Source organism: Colwellia sp. SU-HH01217 (genome assembly GCF_057543495.1).
In genome coordinates this window covers 163077-181793 of sequence record NZ_BAAJLX010000004.1, presented here as the reverse complement: position 1 = coordinate 181793, position 18717 = coordinate 163077, and the positions used below count along the sequence as shown (strand labels likewise).

General features: G+C 38.4%; 11 protein-coding genes and 1 tRNA gene. 4 read left to right on the top strand and 8 right to left on the bottom strand.

Annotated features, from left to right (window positions below; translation table 11 throughout):
- Nucleotides 1–435: 435 nt before the first annotated feature.
- From AC27G3_RS07445 to AC27G3_RS07435, 3 genes are all read left to right on the top strand, one after another.
- Nucleotides 436–2799 (top strand): TonB-dependent receptor, encoded by a 2364-nt coding sequence (locus AC27G3_RS07445; RefSeq protein ID WP_487120240.1) that lies wholly within the window; start codon nt 436–438, stop codon nt 2797–2799.
- A gap of 46 nt (nt 2800–2845) precedes the next feature.
- On the top strand, nt 2846–4141 hold the full coding sequence (locus tag AC27G3_RS07440; RefSeq protein WP_487120238.1) for a hypothetical protein: 1296 nt from the start codon (nt 2846–2848) through the stop codon (nt 4139–4141).
- Nucleotides 4142–4467: 326 nt separating this feature from the next.
- A complete protein-coding gene (locus AC27G3_RS07435; protein ID WP_487120236.1) occupies nt 4468–5580 on the top strand; it encodes a Fic family protein in 1113 nt (370 codons plus the stop codon).
- A 486-nt stretch (nt 5581–6066) separates the two neighbouring features.
- Here AC27G3_RS07435 and AC27G3_RS07430 read toward each other — a convergent pair whose 3' ends face one another.
- The 7 genes from AC27G3_RS07430 to rpsU all read right to left on the bottom strand — a co-directional run bounded on the left by AC27G3_RS07430 (nt 6067) and on the right by rpsU (nt 14253).
- Nucleotides 6067–7929, bottom strand: coding sequence for a group II intron reverse transcriptase/maturase (locus AC27G3_RS07430; RefSeq protein WP_487120234.1), 1863 nt, complete (start codon nt 7927–7929; stop codon nt 6067–6069).
- Between the two features lie 126 nt (nt 7930–8055).
- A tRNA-Ile gene (locus AC27G3_RS07425) sits at nt 8056–8131 on the bottom strand.
- A 797-nt stretch (nt 8132–8928) separates the two neighbouring features.
- On the bottom strand, nt 8929–9549 hold the full coding sequence (locus AC27G3_RS07420) for an outer membrane beta-barrel protein (RefSeq protein ID WP_487120232.1): 621 nt from the start codon (nt 9547–9549) through the stop codon (nt 8929–8931).
- Between the two features lie 95 nt (nt 9550–9644).
- Entirely contained in the window at nt 9645–11486 is a 1842-nt protein-coding gene (gene rpoD / locus AC27G3_RS07415) for an RNA polymerase sigma factor RpoD (protein ID WP_487120230.1), read from the bottom strand.
- Nucleotides 11487–11630: 144 nt separating this feature from the next.
- Nucleotides 11631–13388, bottom strand: a complete 1758-nt coding sequence (dnaG, locus tag AC27G3_RS07410; protein ID WP_487120228.1) for a DNA primase — start codon at nt 13386–13388, stop codon at nt 11631–11633.
- Nucleotides 13389–13532: 144 nt separating this feature from the next.
- Nucleotides 13533–13979, bottom strand: coding sequence for a GatB/YqeY domain-containing protein (locus AC27G3_RS07405; protein ID WP_487120226.1), 447 nt, complete (start codon nt 13977–13979; stop codon nt 13533–13535).
- A gap of 58 nt (nt 13980–14037) precedes the next feature.
- Complete coding sequence (rpsU, locus tag AC27G3_RS07400; protein ID WP_487052425.1) at nt 14038–14253, bottom strand: 30S ribosomal protein S21; 216 nt, start codon at nt 14251–14253, stop codon at nt 14038–14040.
- Nucleotides 14254–14517: 264 nt separating this feature from the next.
- Between rpsU and tsaD the strand changes: the two genes are divergently transcribed.
- A complete protein-coding gene (gene tsaD, locus AC27G3_RS07395) occupies nt 14518–15558 on the top strand; it encodes a tRNA (adenosine(37)-N6)-threonylcarbamoyltransferase complex transferase subunit TsaD (protein WP_487120224.1) in 1041 nt (346 codons plus the stop codon).
- A gap of 55 nt (nt 15559–15613) precedes the next feature.
- On the opposite strand, the gene AC27G3_RS07390 is transcribed toward tsaD, so the two are convergent.
- Nucleotides 15614–18685, bottom strand: coding sequence for an efflux RND transporter permease subunit (locus tag AC27G3_RS07390; RefSeq protein ID WP_487120222.1), 3072 nt, complete (start codon nt 18683–18685; stop codon nt 15614–15616).
- Between the last annotated feature and the right edge of the window lie 32 nt (nt 18686–18717).

The window sequence follows — 18717 nt, the reverse complement described above, 5'->3', positions numbered from 1 at the left end:
AAACTCACATTGCTTTTGTTACAATATATCATTTCATAATTAACTGTTTTATTTTCTGTTCATCATTATTTGATACTTCTGTAATAATTCTTTAAGTATTATTAAGTCCATTTATTCGACTCATACACTAAATCAATGTCCTGCTAGTGAGAATGTTGAGTAATATTCTATTGTTATAAGTTACAAGTGATATGTTGTTTCTTTTACAAATTATCCTATTTATTCAATTGATTTTATCATTTTTTTGTTAGGTGTTATTGTCTGTAATAATGTTTAACCCTCCCATTTTTGTTGACTTTTCAGCTGTTAAATAAAATAAAAGATATACTGTTAACTCATTAATTTCTTTATAACACTTGTAAACTGATTTGTTACATTATAACATCTTGCGCTTGTTATAATGTAACACTTTGAAGTGTGCAACTAAGAGACGTTATGAGAAAATTATCGAAAATTATGAGTGCATTACTTGTTTTATCAGCAAGTCACCCATTATACGCTGAGCAAATACAAGGCAATGTCACAAATAAGGAAGGAACTGTTGTCGCTGGCGCTACAGTTGCAGTTAAAGGCACAAATCAAGTGACAACAACCAACGAGCAAGGTTTATTTACTTTAGAGGTACAGCCAGGCCGTTATGAATTACATGTAGTGGCGAAGCATTTTGTTCACGAAAATGTCAATGTCACAGTAACTGAAAATTTAAATGCTCAGCTGAGTGTATTACTTGATAAGTCTGCGATTGAAATTATTGATGTGAGCGCTATTCCTTTTCATAGCTCGAATATCGAGTCAGCCTTACCCATTACTGTATTGCAAGGTGAAAGCTTGCGGATGCGTCAAGAAAATACGTTAGGAGATACATTAAATAAAGAAGTAGGGGTGCATAGCAATTTTCATGGGGGAGTAGCTAGCACACCGATTATTCGCGGCTTAGATGGCCCAAGAGTTTTAGTGACTCAAAATGGTTTAGATGCCGGTGATGCATCACGCGTTGGACCTGACCACGCGGTTTCAGCAGAAACGTCGACAACAGAAAGAATTGAAGTATTACGAGGTCCTGCCACACTATTTTATGGCAGTGGTGCTATTGGTGGCGTTGTTAACCTTGTTGATGAACGAATTCCTCAAACTAACGATACAAAAGGGGAGTGGCTGGCAGAATATAATGATAACAATGATCAAAGTTTAGTCTCGGGTTCAATTAATAGTGGTACAGGCAGTTTTGCAGTACATGCCGATGGTTTTTATCGAGATAGCGGTAATTACTATGCGCCCGAAAAAAATGGCGTTGATGAAATTGCCAACTCAGCGGCTGAATCGAGCGGGTTTACTTTAGGTACGAGTTATTTGTTGGATAACGGTTTTATTGGTGTTTCTTATCAAGTTTTAGATCAAGAATATGGCATTCCAGGTCATAGCCATGGTGATGAAGATGTAGCAGTGCTTGCCGATTTAAAACAAAAACGCTGGCAGTTACTTAGTGAACTTAATGTGGAAAGTAGTCTAATCAAGTCGGTTAATACAAAGGTTGCTTATACTGATTATCGCCATAGTGAGCTAGAAGTTGGCATAGTGGGCACTACATTTGATAACGAAAGCTTAGAAGCACGCGTTGAGCTATTACATCAAGATTTTTGGGATTGGCGCGGTGGTGTAAGTGTACATTATAAGCAGAGTGATTTTACGGCTGTTGGCGCAGAGGCTTTTACTCCGCCTTCTGAAACTCGTTCAATTGCATTGGCTTGGATAGAAGAGCGCCACTTTGGTGATGTATTATTGCAACTAGGTGCTCGGATTGAGCGTACTGAAATTGAAGCGAATAAAGTACGCTTACCTGAACTTGAGCTCGTTAATGCAAATACTGATGAACACGAACATCATGATCATGGCAATCATACTTCACAAGGAATGACACGTAATTTTGAGGTTTCTCATGTTTTTTCGCCTGCGAGCCTTTCTGCTGGTATCGTTTGGGATTTTATGGATGGATATAATCTAGGACTATCATTATCGCATTCAAAACGCGCACCATCTGCTTCTGAACTACTTTCTTTTGGCCCCCATATTGGTACAGGCTCATATGAAGTTGGCGCATTATTTTCTTTGCATAATGACGAAGGTGAAGTCCCCCATTTTACGTTAACTAATGAAGATGTTGTTTTAGAAACATCGAATAATATCGATGTAAGCCTACGTAAATTTAAAGGTGATTTTGGCTTTATATTCAATGCTTTTTATAACGAAATTGACGATTATTATTACGAACAGGCAACAGGCTTGTCAGCGGATGCTGGACATGATCATAGTGGACATGATCACGGTGAACATGATGAAGAATCGTTTACATTGCCTTTGTATGTCTTTTCTGCTCAAGACGTTACTTTGCATGGCTTTGAAGCGCAAGTCGCTTGGCAAGTTACTGAAGAGTTTGCTTGGCGAATACAAGGAGATATTATTCGTGCTCGGTTAAAATCTGGAGGAGATTTACCGCGTACTCCGCCTGCGAGACTAACATCTGAATTTAATTATCAAGGCGATCGAATTTCGTCAGATTTATTTATTAGTTATTACTTTGAACAGACGCATACCGCAGCTATGGAAACATCAACCGATGGCTACATAATGATGGACGCCAACGTTAACTACCACTTCAATTTAGGTCAACACGACTTAGCGGTTTATCTAAAAGGTAAAAACCTTACAGATGAATACGCTCAAGTTCATACATCATTTCTAAAAGATTTAACACCATTGGCAGGACGCTCTATTGCTTTGGGCATTCGCGGATCTTTTTAATTAATCTCTAAAACTAAAACAACTAATAAACACACGAAGGAATAATATGAAAAATTTTACTCTAAAAGCATTAGTTATCGCTTGCGCCGCCACCGCGTTAGTTGGTTGTGGTGACAATGAAACTACTATAACCGAACTTGAGCCAACCCCGACGCCTATTGAAGACGATCACGATCATGATGAAGAGCTTGGCAAAGGACGTTTAGCGATAGCAGAAGTAGACCAAGCTGTTGTTCATATTTTTGATTTAGAAGATAGCAGTTTAATCGAATCTATATCAATTACTCATCCTGCTGAATACTTATATGCGAGCCCTGAAAATAGATATGCTGTAGCTGTACAGCGTTCTTTTGATGTGGTGGAATTTATTGATGGTGGCCTATGGCAAGAATTACATGGCGATCATTATGATCAACATAACGATTCACCAAACCTTACAAGCTTTAGCTTAAATGACGTAAAGCCTACACACTATGTACCGCGAGGCGATAAAGTTGCTGTTTTCTTTGATGGTAATAAAGATAGCAATGCTAATGCAAGTTTAAGTATTTTAAGCGACGAAAGTATTAGTGAAGAACAAATTATTGCAGAGCATCATTTTGATACCTATATGCACGGTACCGCAGAAATACGGGGTGATTATGTTCTAACTACATTGCGAGATGTCAATGCACAAAGCAGCTTACCAGAGCAAGTTGCAGTGCTAGAAATACATGATGATCATTTTCACCAAGAGCAAGTTTTTGATACAACTTGTCCTGCTTTACATGGCAGCTTCCAAACTGAAACCCACATTGCATTTGCCTGTTCAGATGGCGTATTAGCTATTGAGCAGCAAGACTCTACTTTTACTGTACAAAAAATTACTAACCCTACTGATTTCATAGACGGCGCTCGCATTGGCTCGTTATTTGGTAGCGAAGAAAGTAATGTCATGATAGGTTCGGCTGCTGGAAATTTATTTTTAGTAGACTTAATCTCACAAGATATAACACCATTTAACTGGCAACAAGAAGAAAGCTTAACGTCAGTCACTTATGGTTTTGATGGTCATAAAGAACATATGCTAATACTTGATAACGAAGGCCATTTAAACGTGTATTCAGCTGAAAGCGACTGGGAATTTGAACAGCATATTGAAGTGTTTGAATCTTTGGCAGCAGACGCAAAGCCGTTAATCGTTTCATCAAAAGCGCATGAGCTTGTATATATTGTTAACGGTCAAGAAGTCACCACTATTGATCTACATGATGGCGAAGTGGTTGGTCATTTCGATCTTAATTTCATACCAGGTAAAGCTGCATGGTTAGGCGTTGCTAATGAAGACGAGCACGAACATTAAGATTAAATAGAAACTGCCACTTAAGTATAAAAAGTCCGAATAGCAATATTCGGACTTTTTACTAACTACCTTTATTCTTATTTTATTTTTAGCTTTATTGAGGTGACGTATGCAAAAGTATTACTAACTATTTTTAGCAAAATAAACATTAGTCTGCCTTGTGTTCAACGTTAGTTGATGGCTCGTTATAATTACGTATATTTGAAGTCTGAATTTCATTTTTGCACTATAGCGATTCACAAGTATCTTTACATTTAAGTTGTTTAAATGCATTAATCAACTCATAATATGAGTTGATTAAGTTTTTATTTAACTCAGGAGCGATTATGTGGATATGGGAAAGCTCAAACTGGCCTAACTTTACTTATGATAATGTGAGCGTAATGCCTGCATTAGAAAAGTGTATACAAGCCGTTTCACCGCTTAAAAAATTAAGTGAGTTACTCACCACTGAGCAAAGATTAGATTGGGAAGCGTCTATCTTATTAGATGAAACCTTAGCCTCTGCTAAAATTGAAGGTGAAAATTTTGATCGTGACTCTGTTCGTTCAAGCATAGTGAATAAACTAGGCTTGCATGTTGACGCTGCTCATAAAAATAAATTTAATCAACAAAGTGATTCTATGGTTGAGTTGTTATTACGTGCCATACGTTTTGTTGATAAAAAAATAGACGACAACACCATCAAGTTTTGGCATCAGCTATTATTCCCTGTAAAACCATTAATTACTCCAATGACTATTGGTGAGTATCGTAATGATGAAATGCAAATTCTTTCTGGAAAATACGGTAAGCAAAAACTTCATTATTTGGCTCCAAGTAAAAACCTAGCGGAAGTTAGTCATGAAATGACGTTATTCTTTAATTGGCTAAATTCACATTACAATGGATCGGCTTATATTAGAGCCGCTATCGCTAAATTTTGGTTTGTAACCATTCACCCCTTTGATGATGGTAATGGACGATTATCTCGCATAATAGCAGAGCGGTGTTTAGCTGAAGCAGAAAATACCACTTTACGTTTATTTTCACTTTCTTCAGTATTTGAAGTGGATAGAACTGAATATTACCAACAATTAGAGTTACACCAAGGCAAGCTAAACGAGACCGCTGAATTAGACTTAACTCAATGGATAATTTGGTTTTTATCAAAAGTAGAAAAATCAGCACTTGATGCCAAATGTGAATTTGAACGGGTAATGCAAACTACTCGGTTTTGGCAAAAACATCAGCAAACCGTACTCAATACTCGGCAGCAAAAATTGATTAACCGACTATTAGAAACATCTGACTTCAGTGAGGGGGTTTCACGTAATAAATATAAAGCCTTAGTAAAAACCTCTGATGCTACTGCAATAAGAGATTTGGCTGACTTAGTAGATAAACAGATATTAACTACATCTGGCGGCGGAAGAAGCTATAGGTACTTTATTGCGTAAGCTCGCATTACTCTCTACTTCTAAAGAGGTTTAGCCCTATGAATGCGAGGAACACTTAGTTTTTTCCTTGTTTTCTGCAACTGTAGGGCGGTTGTTTTGGAGACTCCACAAAACGATGTAGTCAATTGCAAATTAAAAATCACATAAAAACACGTCAACTAATTAATGCTGAATATAATAGACAGTTTCATCTAGATAACTTTCTTAGAAGTCATAGCTAAGAGTAGGGATGCGGATAAAGCATAGCATAAGGTGGCCCATGAGTGGCCCATAAAATATATGTTTGTAGTTACTTACTAGATAGGTTTTATAAAATGGTGGCCCCTCTGTGATTTGAACACAGGACCTACCGAATAGGATCAGCTACCGTTACCTTTGTCTGTTAACCAAAGGTGATACAATAACTTTCCTCCGAACCCATCGTGCAAGTTTCCGAGCAATAGGCTCTCCAGTAATCACATTACTGATTAAATTTAAATATGAACTTTAAGCCATAGCAGTGTGTACTAACTTAAAATCCTTAAGGCTAATTCCGTCATATTTACCAGCATGAATCTTATTATGGCATTCTCTACAAACCGGAATTTGCTTCCTGTTTATGATTGACATAATTTTGGTAAAACCTTTCAGTTTTTCACCTATTTTCCTAACATGTCTTACGTGGTGCATCTCGATATTCTCTGTAGCTCCACAAATACAACAGGGACTGTCTAATTTGCTTCTAGTTCTGAGCTTTTGGTGGTAATCAATCTTACCACCCATATTAGCGCCTATACTATTGATCATAAAAGAGTTAGGTTCTCTATTAAGAGATTTTGCCAAATGGAATTTGGTTTTCCTAATAACTTTTTTCTCATCGTTAAACACATTTATGTTTAAGCTATTACCATGCTTTTTAAATATCTTTCTCACACTGGATCTGTGTTTCCCAGCGAGAGTTTTTGCAGCCCCGTGATGTAAGATGTATTGTACGTTTCTAAGACTATTCTTATTATCCACGAATGAATAATAATTGAGTAGTCCTCTCCATACCCCATTGTATAGTTCTACAATTTGAATATCATCGAAACCAATCCATCCATCTTTAGACTTAGGTTTGCCATCATGAGTACAAAAGCCTTTTTCGAAAAGTTTTTTAATTATCTTGTCGATAGGAGCTTTCATAATTGGTGTCCAACCTGTAACTCGTTTTCTAAATGTGGAGCTTCCTCTTTTCACAGTGGCAACTTTAGTTCCGCCATCTGAACCGACTTTCAGCCTTGTGCCAAGAAAAAAAGCTTCTTCGCTTTTGGCGTGTCTAATATGTGTTTTCTCAAAGCTAAGTTCTAGCTTTAAATCCTGATTCAAAAAATCAGCACACATTTGTCGAAAAGTAGTAGCAAGTTCCTGAGAACCATTCACTCCAATCATCCAGTCATCAGCATATCTGATATATTTAACCCTTATGTAAGAGTCATCATTAGCTGACGCAGGTGTATCGTATAATTCTTTGCTAAGTGTTTTGATTTCATAGAGCAAATCATCCCTCTCAGCACCTTCAGTACATTCTAGTTTTTTCTTTCGATATGAAATTTTACTAGCTAAACTTCTATACTTAGGATTAAGTTTTTTACTATCACCCTTTGAGTGTTTCTTAACAATCTCTTCATTCACAAAAATATCGAATTCATGTAAGTATATGTTAGCCAAAATAGGAGAGACAATGCTTCCTTGAGGTGTACCAACAATTGTATTGTGCAAAACACCGAATTCCAGATATCCAGCTTTTAACGCCTTTTGGATCAAATCGATGAATCTTTCATCATTAATTCTTTTGCGAAGTATATTAATCAGTTTTACATGCGAGATATTATCAAAGAAACCTTTAATATCACCCTCAATTATCCAATTAACTCCGCTCCAATTAGCTCTAAATTCCTTCAATGCTGTATGGCAACCTAGATTTTCCCTGAATCCATGACTATCTTTCGAGAATCTAGGTTCATAAATGGCTTCTAAAATTGTCTTAATAATTTCTTGAACAATTTTGTCTCTTGGAGGAGCAATCCCAAGGGGACGCTTCTTGCCATTTGCCTTAGGTATTTCTACCCTTTTGGCTGGGTTAAATCTATAACTCTGATTCCTCATACTATCAATGATGTTATAAATAGCATCATTAGAGAAACCATCAATGGTTGTACCGTCAGAGCCAGCCGTCATATTTCCCGCTTTACTTTTAATGCGCTCGTAAGCGATTACGTATAACTCATGGCTATACAGTAGGCGGTATAAATCTTGGTTGACCCAATCAGGATTATCACTATTTAACTTTCTGATTGTTTCAATTCTGTGGATACCTTTACTATTCATACGAATAACTATCCTTTCCTTAGAAACAGATTACCTGCTATCCTTTCCCTTCCTTGTCAGTTACGACAAGCGTATTCATAGTAGGGTAATAGTTTTGCGGTTAATTAGACCTGATAGAACTGAAGATGGTGGGCCTACTTGGATTCGAACCAAGACTCTGACGATTATGAGTCGTATGCATTAACCGTTATGCTATAGGCCCAATATATGTGGGGTACTACGATAACTCTGTCACCGAGACCTTCATGAATTGGTTGTAAATATATGAATTGCTTCAACTATTTACTGGGTGCGCATTTTAAAACACACCGTATGTCATGTCAATCCCTAATTAGCAATTACTTGCCTTAGGCGATCCCATAGTTGACAATAACAACGTGATTAAAATACTTAGGTATCCCTTTCAACCTTTTAACTTCCTACTTGGAAGCGATGTAAACTAGATAACTCATCAGTGGCTCATAATCGTACACTAATGCTAGTTTAAATTGCCGTTATTCGCTGTGACAATTCGAAGCCGTTAATAAGCATCTCGGTTTAGGATTCAAGCAATCAAGCTTTTACCATATATTTTCTAACTGACTAACCTATCAAGTTGAGCGACCAACTTTCACTAGCCTTTTCCTAACATACTCTTGTCCCCTAGAACTTTCGCTTTCGGGTGTCGCCTTGATATAATATCTTCCATATTAAATCAAAACTAAGTCAGGGTTTTACATCCGAAGTTATAGGATGGGTATCCAATGATACCAACGTTGTTACGCCCACAATGGCGTACTTATGAGTCGGGCGCTCTAACCAACTGAGCTAAGGGGCCATTTCCATTGCTTTAACGTTATCAAGAGCTGATAGTGTTAGAAAGCGGGTGCAGTATAAGCATTTTTTATTTTATTGTCACCCGTTGAAATTAAATTTTTATGTTTTATTGTTTGTTTGTCGATTTCTTAATCAAAAAGATGTTTAGCTTATTATCATTGGCGCTTATCGCTTATGTTGTCATTAGAATGAAAATACTAATCCTGCGTTTACTTCGCTTTGAATCCATACATCGTTAGAAATATGAATATTACAAATGTCGGAATTACAAAATGCTGCGCTATCAGAATTGAAAAAGGTTGCGTACACTCGCCCGCCTAAGGTTAAGCTTAAGTTACTTGATAATGTGTATCGTGTATTCATGCCAAGATTCATTGAAAATCGAAGTTCGTCGTCTAAGTTATCGTCGCTAGGGGCTAAATATGAAGCACCTAAGCCACCAGAAATCCATATTGGTAGATTACCTTCGCTGAGCTTTACATTACCGCCTAAATGTAGATAGGTAACCCCAATATTATTATCAGCCATCAAGTCACTCGGAGAATCATCGTCTGCGTTAATGATACCCGTGTCGTAATGGCTTATGACTACTTCGCCTTGTTGATTAGTTGTCATGGGCCATGCGACTTGTAAACCGTAACTGACATCTTTAGCGAGTTTGATACGCGTTGCTGTTTGAGTATTGTCGAAGTTACCACCAAAGCGATAACCAATCAGTGGTGTAATGTCTATGGTTGATTGATTGTTAGCGGTTGCGACTATTGGCAAAACTAACAAAGTAATCATTAAGAATATGCGATACATAAAGGTGCTCATTGTTTCGTTGATTGCTGAATTGTGTTTAAAAAAAATCCAGCGTAATTGCTGGATTTTAGTTTATTGCTTACTTAAATTAAATGTTATTCACCATCTAAGAAGCTTTTAAGTTGCTCAGAACGAGAAGGGTGACGTAATTTACGCAACGCTTTCGCTTCAATTTGACGAATACGCTCACGTGTTACATCAAACTGTTTACCTACTTCTTCTAAGGTATGATCGGTATTCATGTCGATGCCAAAACGCATACGTAATACTTTAGCTTCGCGGGCAGTTAAACCAGCAAGTACTTCATGAGTCGCATTTTTCAAGTTCTCAGATGTTGCAGAATCTACTGGCAGTTCGCCACTACCATCTTCAATAAAGTCACCTAGGTGCGAATCTTCATCATCACCAATAGGAGTTTCCATTGAAATTGGCTCTTTGGCAATTTTTAATACCTTACGAATTTTATCTTCAGGCATTATCATGCGTTCAGCTAATTCTTCAGGGGTAGGTTCACGCCCCATTTCTTGTAACATTTGACGAGATACACGATTTAATTTGTTAATCGTTTCAATCATATGCACTGGAATACGGATAGTACGTGCTTGGTCGGCAATTGAACGTGTTATTGCTTGTCTGATCCACCAAGTAGCGTAAGTTGAAAACTTGTAACCACGGCGGTATTCAAATTTATCAACCGCTTTCATTAAGCCAATGTTACCTTCTTGAATTAAATCTAAGAACTGTAAACCACGGTTAGTGTATTTTTTCGCAATTGAGATAACTAAACGTAAGTTGGCTTCAACCATTTCTTTTTTCGCTCTACGGGCTTTTGCTTCGCCTATAGACATACGACGGTTGATGTCTTTTATTGCAATAACTTTTAAGAAAGTTTCTTCTTCAAGATTGTTTAACTTAGTAATACAGCGGGTAACATCTAAATCAACTTCTTCTAGTTTATCAGAGTAAGGTAGGCCAGCTGCTTTTTGTTCGTCAAACCATTCTTTAGATGTTTCGTTACCTGGGAAGATTTTAATGAAAGTGGTTTTGGGCATACCTGCGCCAACGACACAGTGTTTCATTATTAAACGTTCTTGCACACGTAAACGATCCATTACATTACGCATGTTTTTAACTAATTTATCAAATAATTTAGGAATTAAACGGAATTCTCTAAAAATATCGGCAACAGCGTCAATCGCTTCAATGGCGTCTTTATGGCCACGCCCTTTTGCTTGAATAATTTTATTAGCGTTTTCATAAAGCATACGAAGTTCTGCGAATTTTTCTCTCGCCAACTCAGGATCTGGCCCTGTATCTTCTTCTTCTTCGTCATCTTCGTCACTGTCTTCAGAATCTTCACTATCAAGTTCTTCTTTTGAAAGTTCTGAGCCGATGTGTGTTGCCGCTACAGGAATTTCTTCTTCTTCAGCGTTTGGATCTAAAAAGCCAACAATAATATCGCTTAAACGAACTTCTTCGGCTTCATAACCGTCCCAAAGTTCTAACAAGTAAGTAATTGCAGGAGGAAATTCAGATACAGAACGTTGAACTTCTTTAATGCCTTCTTCAATACGTTTGGCGATAACGATTTCGCCCTTACGTGTTAAAAGTTCTACCGTACCCATTTCACGCATGTACATGCGCACAGGATCTGTGGTTCTACCAATTTCACTTTCAACGGTTGCTAATGCCGCAGCAGCAGCTTCAGCTGCATCTTCATCGGTGTTACCTTCGGTCATCATCAAGGTATCGGCATCAGGGGCATTTTCAAATACTTGAATACCCATGTCGTTGATCATTCTTACAATGTCTTCAACTTGATCTGAGTCGATGATATCTTGAGGAAGATGATCATTTACTTGAGCAAAAGTTAAGTAACCTTGCTCTTTACCTTTGGTAATTAGCTCTTTAAGTCTAGATTGTGGGGCTTGATCCATTGACGAGGGTCCACCTATTTATATAAAAATTTGGCTGTAAATTGAAAACAGTAAAGCAGGAAATTTTAGCAAGTTAGCGACTAAACTTCCAGCAATAATAATCTTCACTATTAATAATGTTGCTATTTATTATAGCATCTCATGCTAAGCATTGAGTAAAGCTTGTAATTCATGTTTTTCTTGTTGGCTCATTTGGCCCATTTGTGCTTTTTGTAACAGCACTTCTGTTCTTTGTTCAACAAAACTGTTGAGCATTTTTTCAATGCAATCTAAAAATACATCTTCAGCGGCGTCAGGTTCTACATGATGTTGCCAACATAAGAGTTTAGCTAACTGTTTGCCTTCTGTTGTATCTCTAAAGTGTTCTAATAGTTGTGCACTTTTTATATCTGAAGCTTGTTTACATAGCTCTAAAAGCTGATTGAGTAAGCTAATGCCGGGCAAATCGACATGATGCAAAACAGCGGCGTCAGGTAGTGCATTAACAATATGGGGATGCTCTAGTAATAATGCAATAGCAAGTCGCACGGGAGTGACTTTATTTTTAGGTTTGGCTTTTATTTTTTCGGGTTTATCGGCATTTTCTTTTTTAAATTTAGCAAGTTGGTTTTCAGTTCCGGTGCCAAAATTATTAGCAAGTTCAATTATAATGGCGTCTTTTAATACGCCGGAAGGGAGTTTTGCTAAATAAGGCTGAAATGAATCGACCAATGCAGCTCTGCCTTCAAGTGTTTGCATATTCACTTGGGCAAGCAAGTGATCAAAAATAAATTTTGATAGAGGGGCTGCGTTATCTAATATTTTTTCAAAAGCCGCTTGGCCTTGTTCGCGAATAAGAGAATCGGGATCTTCACCGTCAGGCAAAAATACAAACTTCATGGTATAGCCGTCACGAATCATCGGAAGTGCATTGTTCATGGCACGCCAAGCGGCATCTCTACCTGCGCGATCACCATCGTAACAACAAATAACTTCTTTAACGGTTCTGAAAAGTGTTTGTAATTGCTCTTCTGTTGTTGCTGTGCCTAATGAAGCTACTGCATAGTCAACACCGTGTTGTGCCAAGGCGACAACATCCATATAGCCTTCAACAACCACTAATCGGTTTAACTGTTTATTAGCTTGTTTCGCCTCATACAAACCATAAAGTTCTTGGCCTTTGTGGTAAATACGAGTCTCAGGAGAGTTTAAATACTTTGGCGTACCGTCTCCCAATACTCTACCGCCAAAACCAATAACTCTGCCACGTTTATCCCTAATGGGAAACATGATCCGACCACGAAACCGATCATAAGGTTTGTTTTTATCACCTTGTATAGCCATGCCTAAATCGACAAGTTGTGTGTTACTGGCATAGGACTGGCCAAACACTTTCATCATGCCATCCCAAGCGTCGCTAATGTAGCCAACGGCGAAGCGCTTAACAACTTCACCCGTTAAACCTCGGCCTTTTAAGTAATCAATCGCGGTATCTTTATCGTCAGCTTCTTTGAGTTGCTGTTGATAAAATCGACTGATTTGCTCCATTAATTGGTAATCGTCTTGTTTTTGTTGGTAGGCTTTTTGCTGTTTTCTTTGTTCAGCAGGACTGGCTTTATTTTCTTCTCGTGGTACTTCCATACCATAATGTGATGCCAACTCTTCAATAGCATCGGGGAAGTCTAATCGATCAAACTCCATTAAAAATGAAATAGCATTACCGTGTTCGCCACAACCAAAGCAATGATAAAACTGCTTGTCTTGGCTAACCGTAAATGAAGGAGACTTTTCAGTATGAAAAGGACAACAGGCTTGATAATTTTTTCCTGCTTTTTTTAACGGCACCCGAGATTCTACTAACTCAACAATATCGGCACGAGCAAGCAAATCATCAATAAATTGTCGGGGAATTCGTCCTGCCATTACTTCTCTTATATATTTTACGAGGGGAGAATATTCTACACAAAAAAAAGGAGTAATGTGTATTTTGATCGAGTGTTAAATAAAATAAAACCGTGAAAGTTTTCACTTTCACGGTTTTTTAAATGGGTTATTAATTATTAAAAACTAACTGTTTAAAGCTGCTCTAACTTGGCCGCTTACTGCGCCTAAGTCTGCTCTACCTTGCATAGTAGGTTTTAATATCGCCATTACTTTGCCCATGTCAGCCATAGAGGCTGCACCGGTTTCAGTAATTGCGTCAGCTATCATTTTATTAACTTCGTCTGCAGAAAGTGGCTGAGGAAGAAAATCTTCCAATGCGCTAACTTCAGCAGCTTCATTAGCAGCAAGTTCATCACGACCACCGTCAGTAAACATTTTGATAGATTCTTTACGCTGTTTAACCATTTTGGTTAAAACCGCAATGACATTATCGTCTGTTGCTGGAGTGTTATGATCGATTTCAGCTTGCTTGATAGCTGATAATGCCATGCGAATTACACCAAGACGAAGTTTGTCTTTGGCTCGCATAGCATTTTTCATTTCATCTTTTAGTTGACTAAGTAGACTCATATGTCTCTCTAAGAGTGCTCAGTTGACTTAAATAGTACTATTTACGTTAAGTAAATGCTTAGTACATGCGAATGCGACGTGCATTCTCGCGAGAAACTTTTTTAGCAGCGCGTTTTACAGCAGCAGCTTTCTTACGTTTACGTTCCCAAGTTGGCTTTTCGTAACATTCGCGACGACGAACTTCAGAAAGGATCCCTGCTTTTTCACATGAACGTTTAAAACGACGTAATGCAACGTCAAACGGTTCGTTTTCTCTTACTTTAATTACTGGCATATCTTTTTATAACCTTAGTCTTGTATCTATATAATATGTTTTTAATCTCTATCACGTAAAAATTAAAAACCCACTCTATTAAAAATTGGTGACGTATTCTAATGCGAAGCCGTAGTGCTTGTAAAGTTTTATTGCAGATAAGGTGGATAAAGGTAGTGAATTTCGTTTATCGCAGGTAAAATCTGCCAAAATAAGTAATTATACTTACTAAAGTTAACTGATTTAGGTTTATTTTAGGTAAGTTCACTAGGATATTAAAACATTATGCGCATTTTGGGGATTGAAACTTCTTGTGATGAAACAGGAATTGCTATTTACGATGATAAGCAAGGTATTATGGCGCACCGTTTATATAGTCAAATCGCTGTTCATGCCGATTACGGTGGCGTAGTGCCAGAGTTAGCTTCTCGAGATCATGTGCGTAAAACTATCCCACTTATTAGAGAAGTATTAGCTCAAGCCAATTTAACCCCTCAAGATTTAGATGGTGTTGCTTATACAGCAGGCCCTGGTTTAGTTGGGGCTTTGTTAGTGGGATGTTCTATCGGTAGAAGCTTAGCTTATGGTTGGGATTTACCTGCTGTGCCTGTGCATCACATGGAAGGGCATTTACTTGCGCCTATGTTAGAAGATAACGTGCCAGAATTTCCTTTTGTCGCCTTATTAGTTTCTGGCGGACATACAATGTTGGTGCGAGTTGATGGAATTGGTCACTATCAATTGCTGGGTGAGTCTGTAGATGATGCTGCAGGTGAAGCTTTTGATAAAACGGCGAAATTATTGGGGCTTGATTACCCCGGGGGCCCTGCTTTATCTAAAATGGCGGAGTCTGGTGTGGCTAAACGCTTTAAATTACCTCGACCAATGACGGACAGACCGGGTTTAGATTTTAGTTTCAGTGGTTTAAAAACTGCAGCAGGCACACTTATTCGCAAAAAAACTGGCGATGGGGTTGAGTTGTCAGAATCTGAACGCCAACAAACTTATGCTGATATTGCTTTAGCTTTTCAACAAGCCGTTGTGGATACCTTGGCGATAAAATGTAAACGAGCATTACAACAATGTCAGTTAAATCGCTTAGTTATAGCTGGGGGAGTTAGTGCAAATACCTCATTAAGAGAAAAGCTTGAGATAACGACAAAAAAATTAGGTGGAGAAGTATTTTATCCGCGCCCTGAATTTTGTACTGACAATGGGGCGATGATCGCCTATGCAGGCTTGCAGCGCTTAAAAGCTGGTACTGAAACTGAACTCACGTTTAAAGCAAAACCTCGCTGGCCATTAGACTCTTTACCAGCGATTTAGTTTTTATTATTTAACTCAAAACCCTAAGTATTAAAGTAAGCACAGAAGTAAGAACTTAACTTTCTGTGCTTGTTTTAGCTTTCTTACCGATTTGTAAAAGGCTTGGTAAGAAAATCAACGTAAATACTGTGCTAACACTCATTCCACCGACAATCACTGCGGCAATTCCTCGATATAGTTCAGCCCCAGCGCCTGGGATTAATAATAAAGGTAGCATGCCGCAAATACTGGTTAAGGTACTCATGAGTATCGGCCTTAATCTTAACCTAACAGCTTGCTCAACTGCATCATGACGTGATTTGCCTTCTCGTTCGCCAATGCGTGTTTGATACACTAATAAAATCGCATTGTTAACTACCAATCCAAGTAAAATAATAAACCCAATCATAGTTAATAGATCAAGGGGTTGAAAAATCACTAAATTAGTTAATTGTAAAAAGCCAATACCGCCAATCGTTGCGAGCGGAATAGTTAACACAACTAACAAGCTGTCTTTAAATGATCTAAATAAAGCCGCCATTAATAAAAATAAAATGATTAATGCCAAGATAAAGCTCTGGCTCATACTCGCTAAAGCTTCTGTTAGTGCTTCAGCAGAGCCTCTATATGCAATACTGCCACCTAAACCGTCGGTAGATTTTTGAGCAAGAATCGATAAAATTGTCGGCTGGGCTTTTTCTGTAATTAACGTAATTGCCTCTTCTAAACTTAAATTGTCAGGCGGAGTTACTTGTAAAGTAATGGTTCGTTGTCTATCAACACGGCGAATGGAACTAGGTCCAGCAGTGCGGACTATATCCATTAATTCACCAACAGGTTGTACGCCTGCATTGGGTGTAAATAATGGAATAGCAGCTAACTCTTCGGGGGACTGCCAATCAGTTGAACGTAAAAATACATCTAACCGTTTTTGACCATTAAAGAAATCCCCGACATAAAGGCCGGTACCTAAAGCACGAGTAATTGCAGCAATTTGTTGTCTGGTCCAGCCCGCTTCAGCCATGCGACGTTCATTGGGGATCATTCTCAATTCAGGTTCTGCTAATGTTAAACCTGGCGTTGGTTGAATGCTTGCGCCAGGTAATGCTTGACTTATTGCACCATAGCCGGCTTGCGCTGCACTGAGTAGCGCATCTATATCGTTTGCTTGAATATCAACATCAATTTTTCGGCCACCACCTAAGTTTCCAAAAATTTCTGCCTGAGAAGCGAAGGCCATAGTGTCAGGGAAACCGCTAAGGAAATTAGTATTAATAACTTGAATAATTTCGCCAATATGATCTGCATTTTCAGCAGTTCCGCCCATAAAGCCAAAACTGCCAAAAAAACCCATCCAAGTGTGCTCAATTTTAGGGGACTTCTCGCCAGTTATATAAGGCATTAAACGACGGTTGATTTCATCACTCATTTCAAAGCGAGCCGCAGGGTAACTTAAACCTGGAGGCGGCATAATAAAGGCTCTAAATTGATTTTGATTACCTTTGGGTAGGTAATCAATTTTAGGGAATAAAAACCAAGAACCAACAAATGAGGTGAGCATTAGGCCAAATATCCACAAATATCGTTTGGCTGGCGTGCTGGTGATTTTCATAATGCCTTTGGTAATATTTTTCCACCAATGAGAGTGAGGATCTTGATCATTGGTTTCTTTCATCAATTGTCGAGCGGCGGTGGGTAACACGGTAACGGCAATAATTAATGAAGCAACAATAGCTACGGCAATTGTTATGGCTAAATCGGCAAATAATTGACCCGACACGGCATCTAAAAAGGCGATTGGGAGGAATATTGCAACGGTTGTAATAGTAGAAGCGATTAATGCTCCCCATACTTGAGTTGCTCCTTTTAATGAGGCTTTTTCAGGCGTTTCGCCTTTCTCGCGCAAACGAACAATATTTTCAAGAACAACAATTGCCGCATCTAACACCATCCCCACAGCAAATGCTAAACCTGCCATTGAAATTATGTTTAATGTTCGGCCTGTCGCGTACATAACAATTAAGGTAACGATGAGCGCTATCGGAATCGATAAACCGACGATTAATGTGGCTCTAAATTTTCGTAAAAACCACCATAAAACAATAATTGCCAACACAACACCAAGCAACAGGTTATTACGCACGAGTTTCATTGAACGTTTAATGTAGATGGTTTCATCTGACATTTGAATCATCTTTAAGCCAGCTATTTTTAAAGGACCTTCATTAAGCTCTGCAACAGCGGATTTGAGTCCTTTCATGACTTCAATTACATTAACACCTTGCTCAGCTTGAGCATTCATCGCAATTGCAGGTTCGCCGTCGAGGGTTAAAATCCCCGTTCTGTCTTGTAAGGTAAGATCAACGTGAGCAACATCTTTGAGTAGAATAGGGCGGCCGTCTCGCCAATCTAATACCATGTCTTGTAATTGCAACGCGTCATATTTTCCTGAGAATCGCAGGGTATATTTGCGGCGACCTACTTCATTAAAGCCACCAGAGGTGTCGTGATTACCTGCTAACGTAGAAGATAAAAAGGGTAAGTCTAGCCCTAAAGATGCAGCTTTATACGGGTCAAAGGTAATGCGTAATTCATTTGAGACACCGCCAAAGGCATTGGTTTTTGAAATACCAGCTACTCGTTCAAGCCGAGTTTGTACCACTTCTTCAATATAGTCTTGGTAACTGACAATATCAGTATCGTTACCTGCTAAAGGCTTTAAGGCGAACCATGCAATAGCAGAAAAAGTATTGTCGCCGCCGACTGAAATAACTGGCTCAGTAGCATCAGCAGGATAGTTAGGCACTTGGTTAAGCGCACTCATCACATCAATTAATGCACGCTCTAAATTAATACCAGAGTTATATCTTAAAGTAATGTTGCCTCTGCCTTGTCCAGAAGATGACGTTAATAATTCTAGCCCTTGTAACCCTTTTAAAACATCTTCTTGGCGTTCGATAATTTCAGCTTCCATTTCTTCAGGTGCTGCTGAGCGCCAACCTGTAGAAATGCTAATTTCTGGTTTACTAATATCAGGAGTTAATTGCACGGGTAGCTTAAATAAACTAATGGCACCAAAAAGCATGACCAATAAAACAGCAACAACTACCGCTGTGGGGTTTTTAAGTGAAGATAAAGTTAAATTCATAAGGTAATAGGGTCTTTAGTTGTTCGTTTAAT

Coding starts and splice junctions, on each gene's coding strand:
- AC27G3_RS07445 (WP_487120240.1), top strand. CDS start 436: ATGAGAAAATTATCGAAAATTATGAGTGCATTACTTGTTTTATCAGCA.
- AC27G3_RS07440 (WP_487120238.1), top strand. CDS start 2,846: ATGAAAAATTTTACTCTAAAAGCATTAGTTATCGCTTGCGCCGCCACC.
- AC27G3_RS07435 (WP_487120236.1), top strand. CDS start 4,468: ATGTGGATATGGGAAAGCTCAAACTGGCCTAACTTTACTTATGATAAT.
- AC27G3_RS07430 (WP_487120234.1), bottom strand. CDS start 7,929: ATGAATAGTAAAGGTATCCACAGAATTGAAACAATCAGAAAGTTAAAT.
- AC27G3_RS07420 (WP_487120232.1), bottom strand. CDS start 9,549: ATGTATCGCATATTCTTAATGATTACTTTGTTAGTTTTGCCAATAGTC.
- rpoD (WP_487120230.1), bottom strand. CDS start 11,486: ATGGATCAAGCCCCACAATCTAGACTTAAAGAGCTAATTACCAAAGGT.
- dnaG (WP_487120228.1), bottom strand. CDS start 13,388: ATGGCAGGACGAATTCCCCGACAATTTATTGATGATTTGCTTGCTCGT.
- AC27G3_RS07405 (WP_487120226.1), bottom strand. CDS start 13,979: ATGAGTCTACTTAGTCAACTAAAAGATGAAATGAAAAATGCTATGCGA.
- rpsU (WP_487052425.1), bottom strand. CDS start 14,253: ATGCCAGTAATTAAAGTAAGAGAAAACGAACCGTTTGACGTTGCATTA.
- tsaD (WP_487120224.1), top strand. CDS start 14,518: ATGCGCATTTTGGGGATTGAAACTTCTTGTGATGAAACAGGAATTGCT.
- AC27G3_RS07390 (WP_487120222.1), bottom strand. CDS start 18,685: ATGAATTTAACTTTATCTTCACTTAAAAACCCCACAGCGGTAGTTGTT.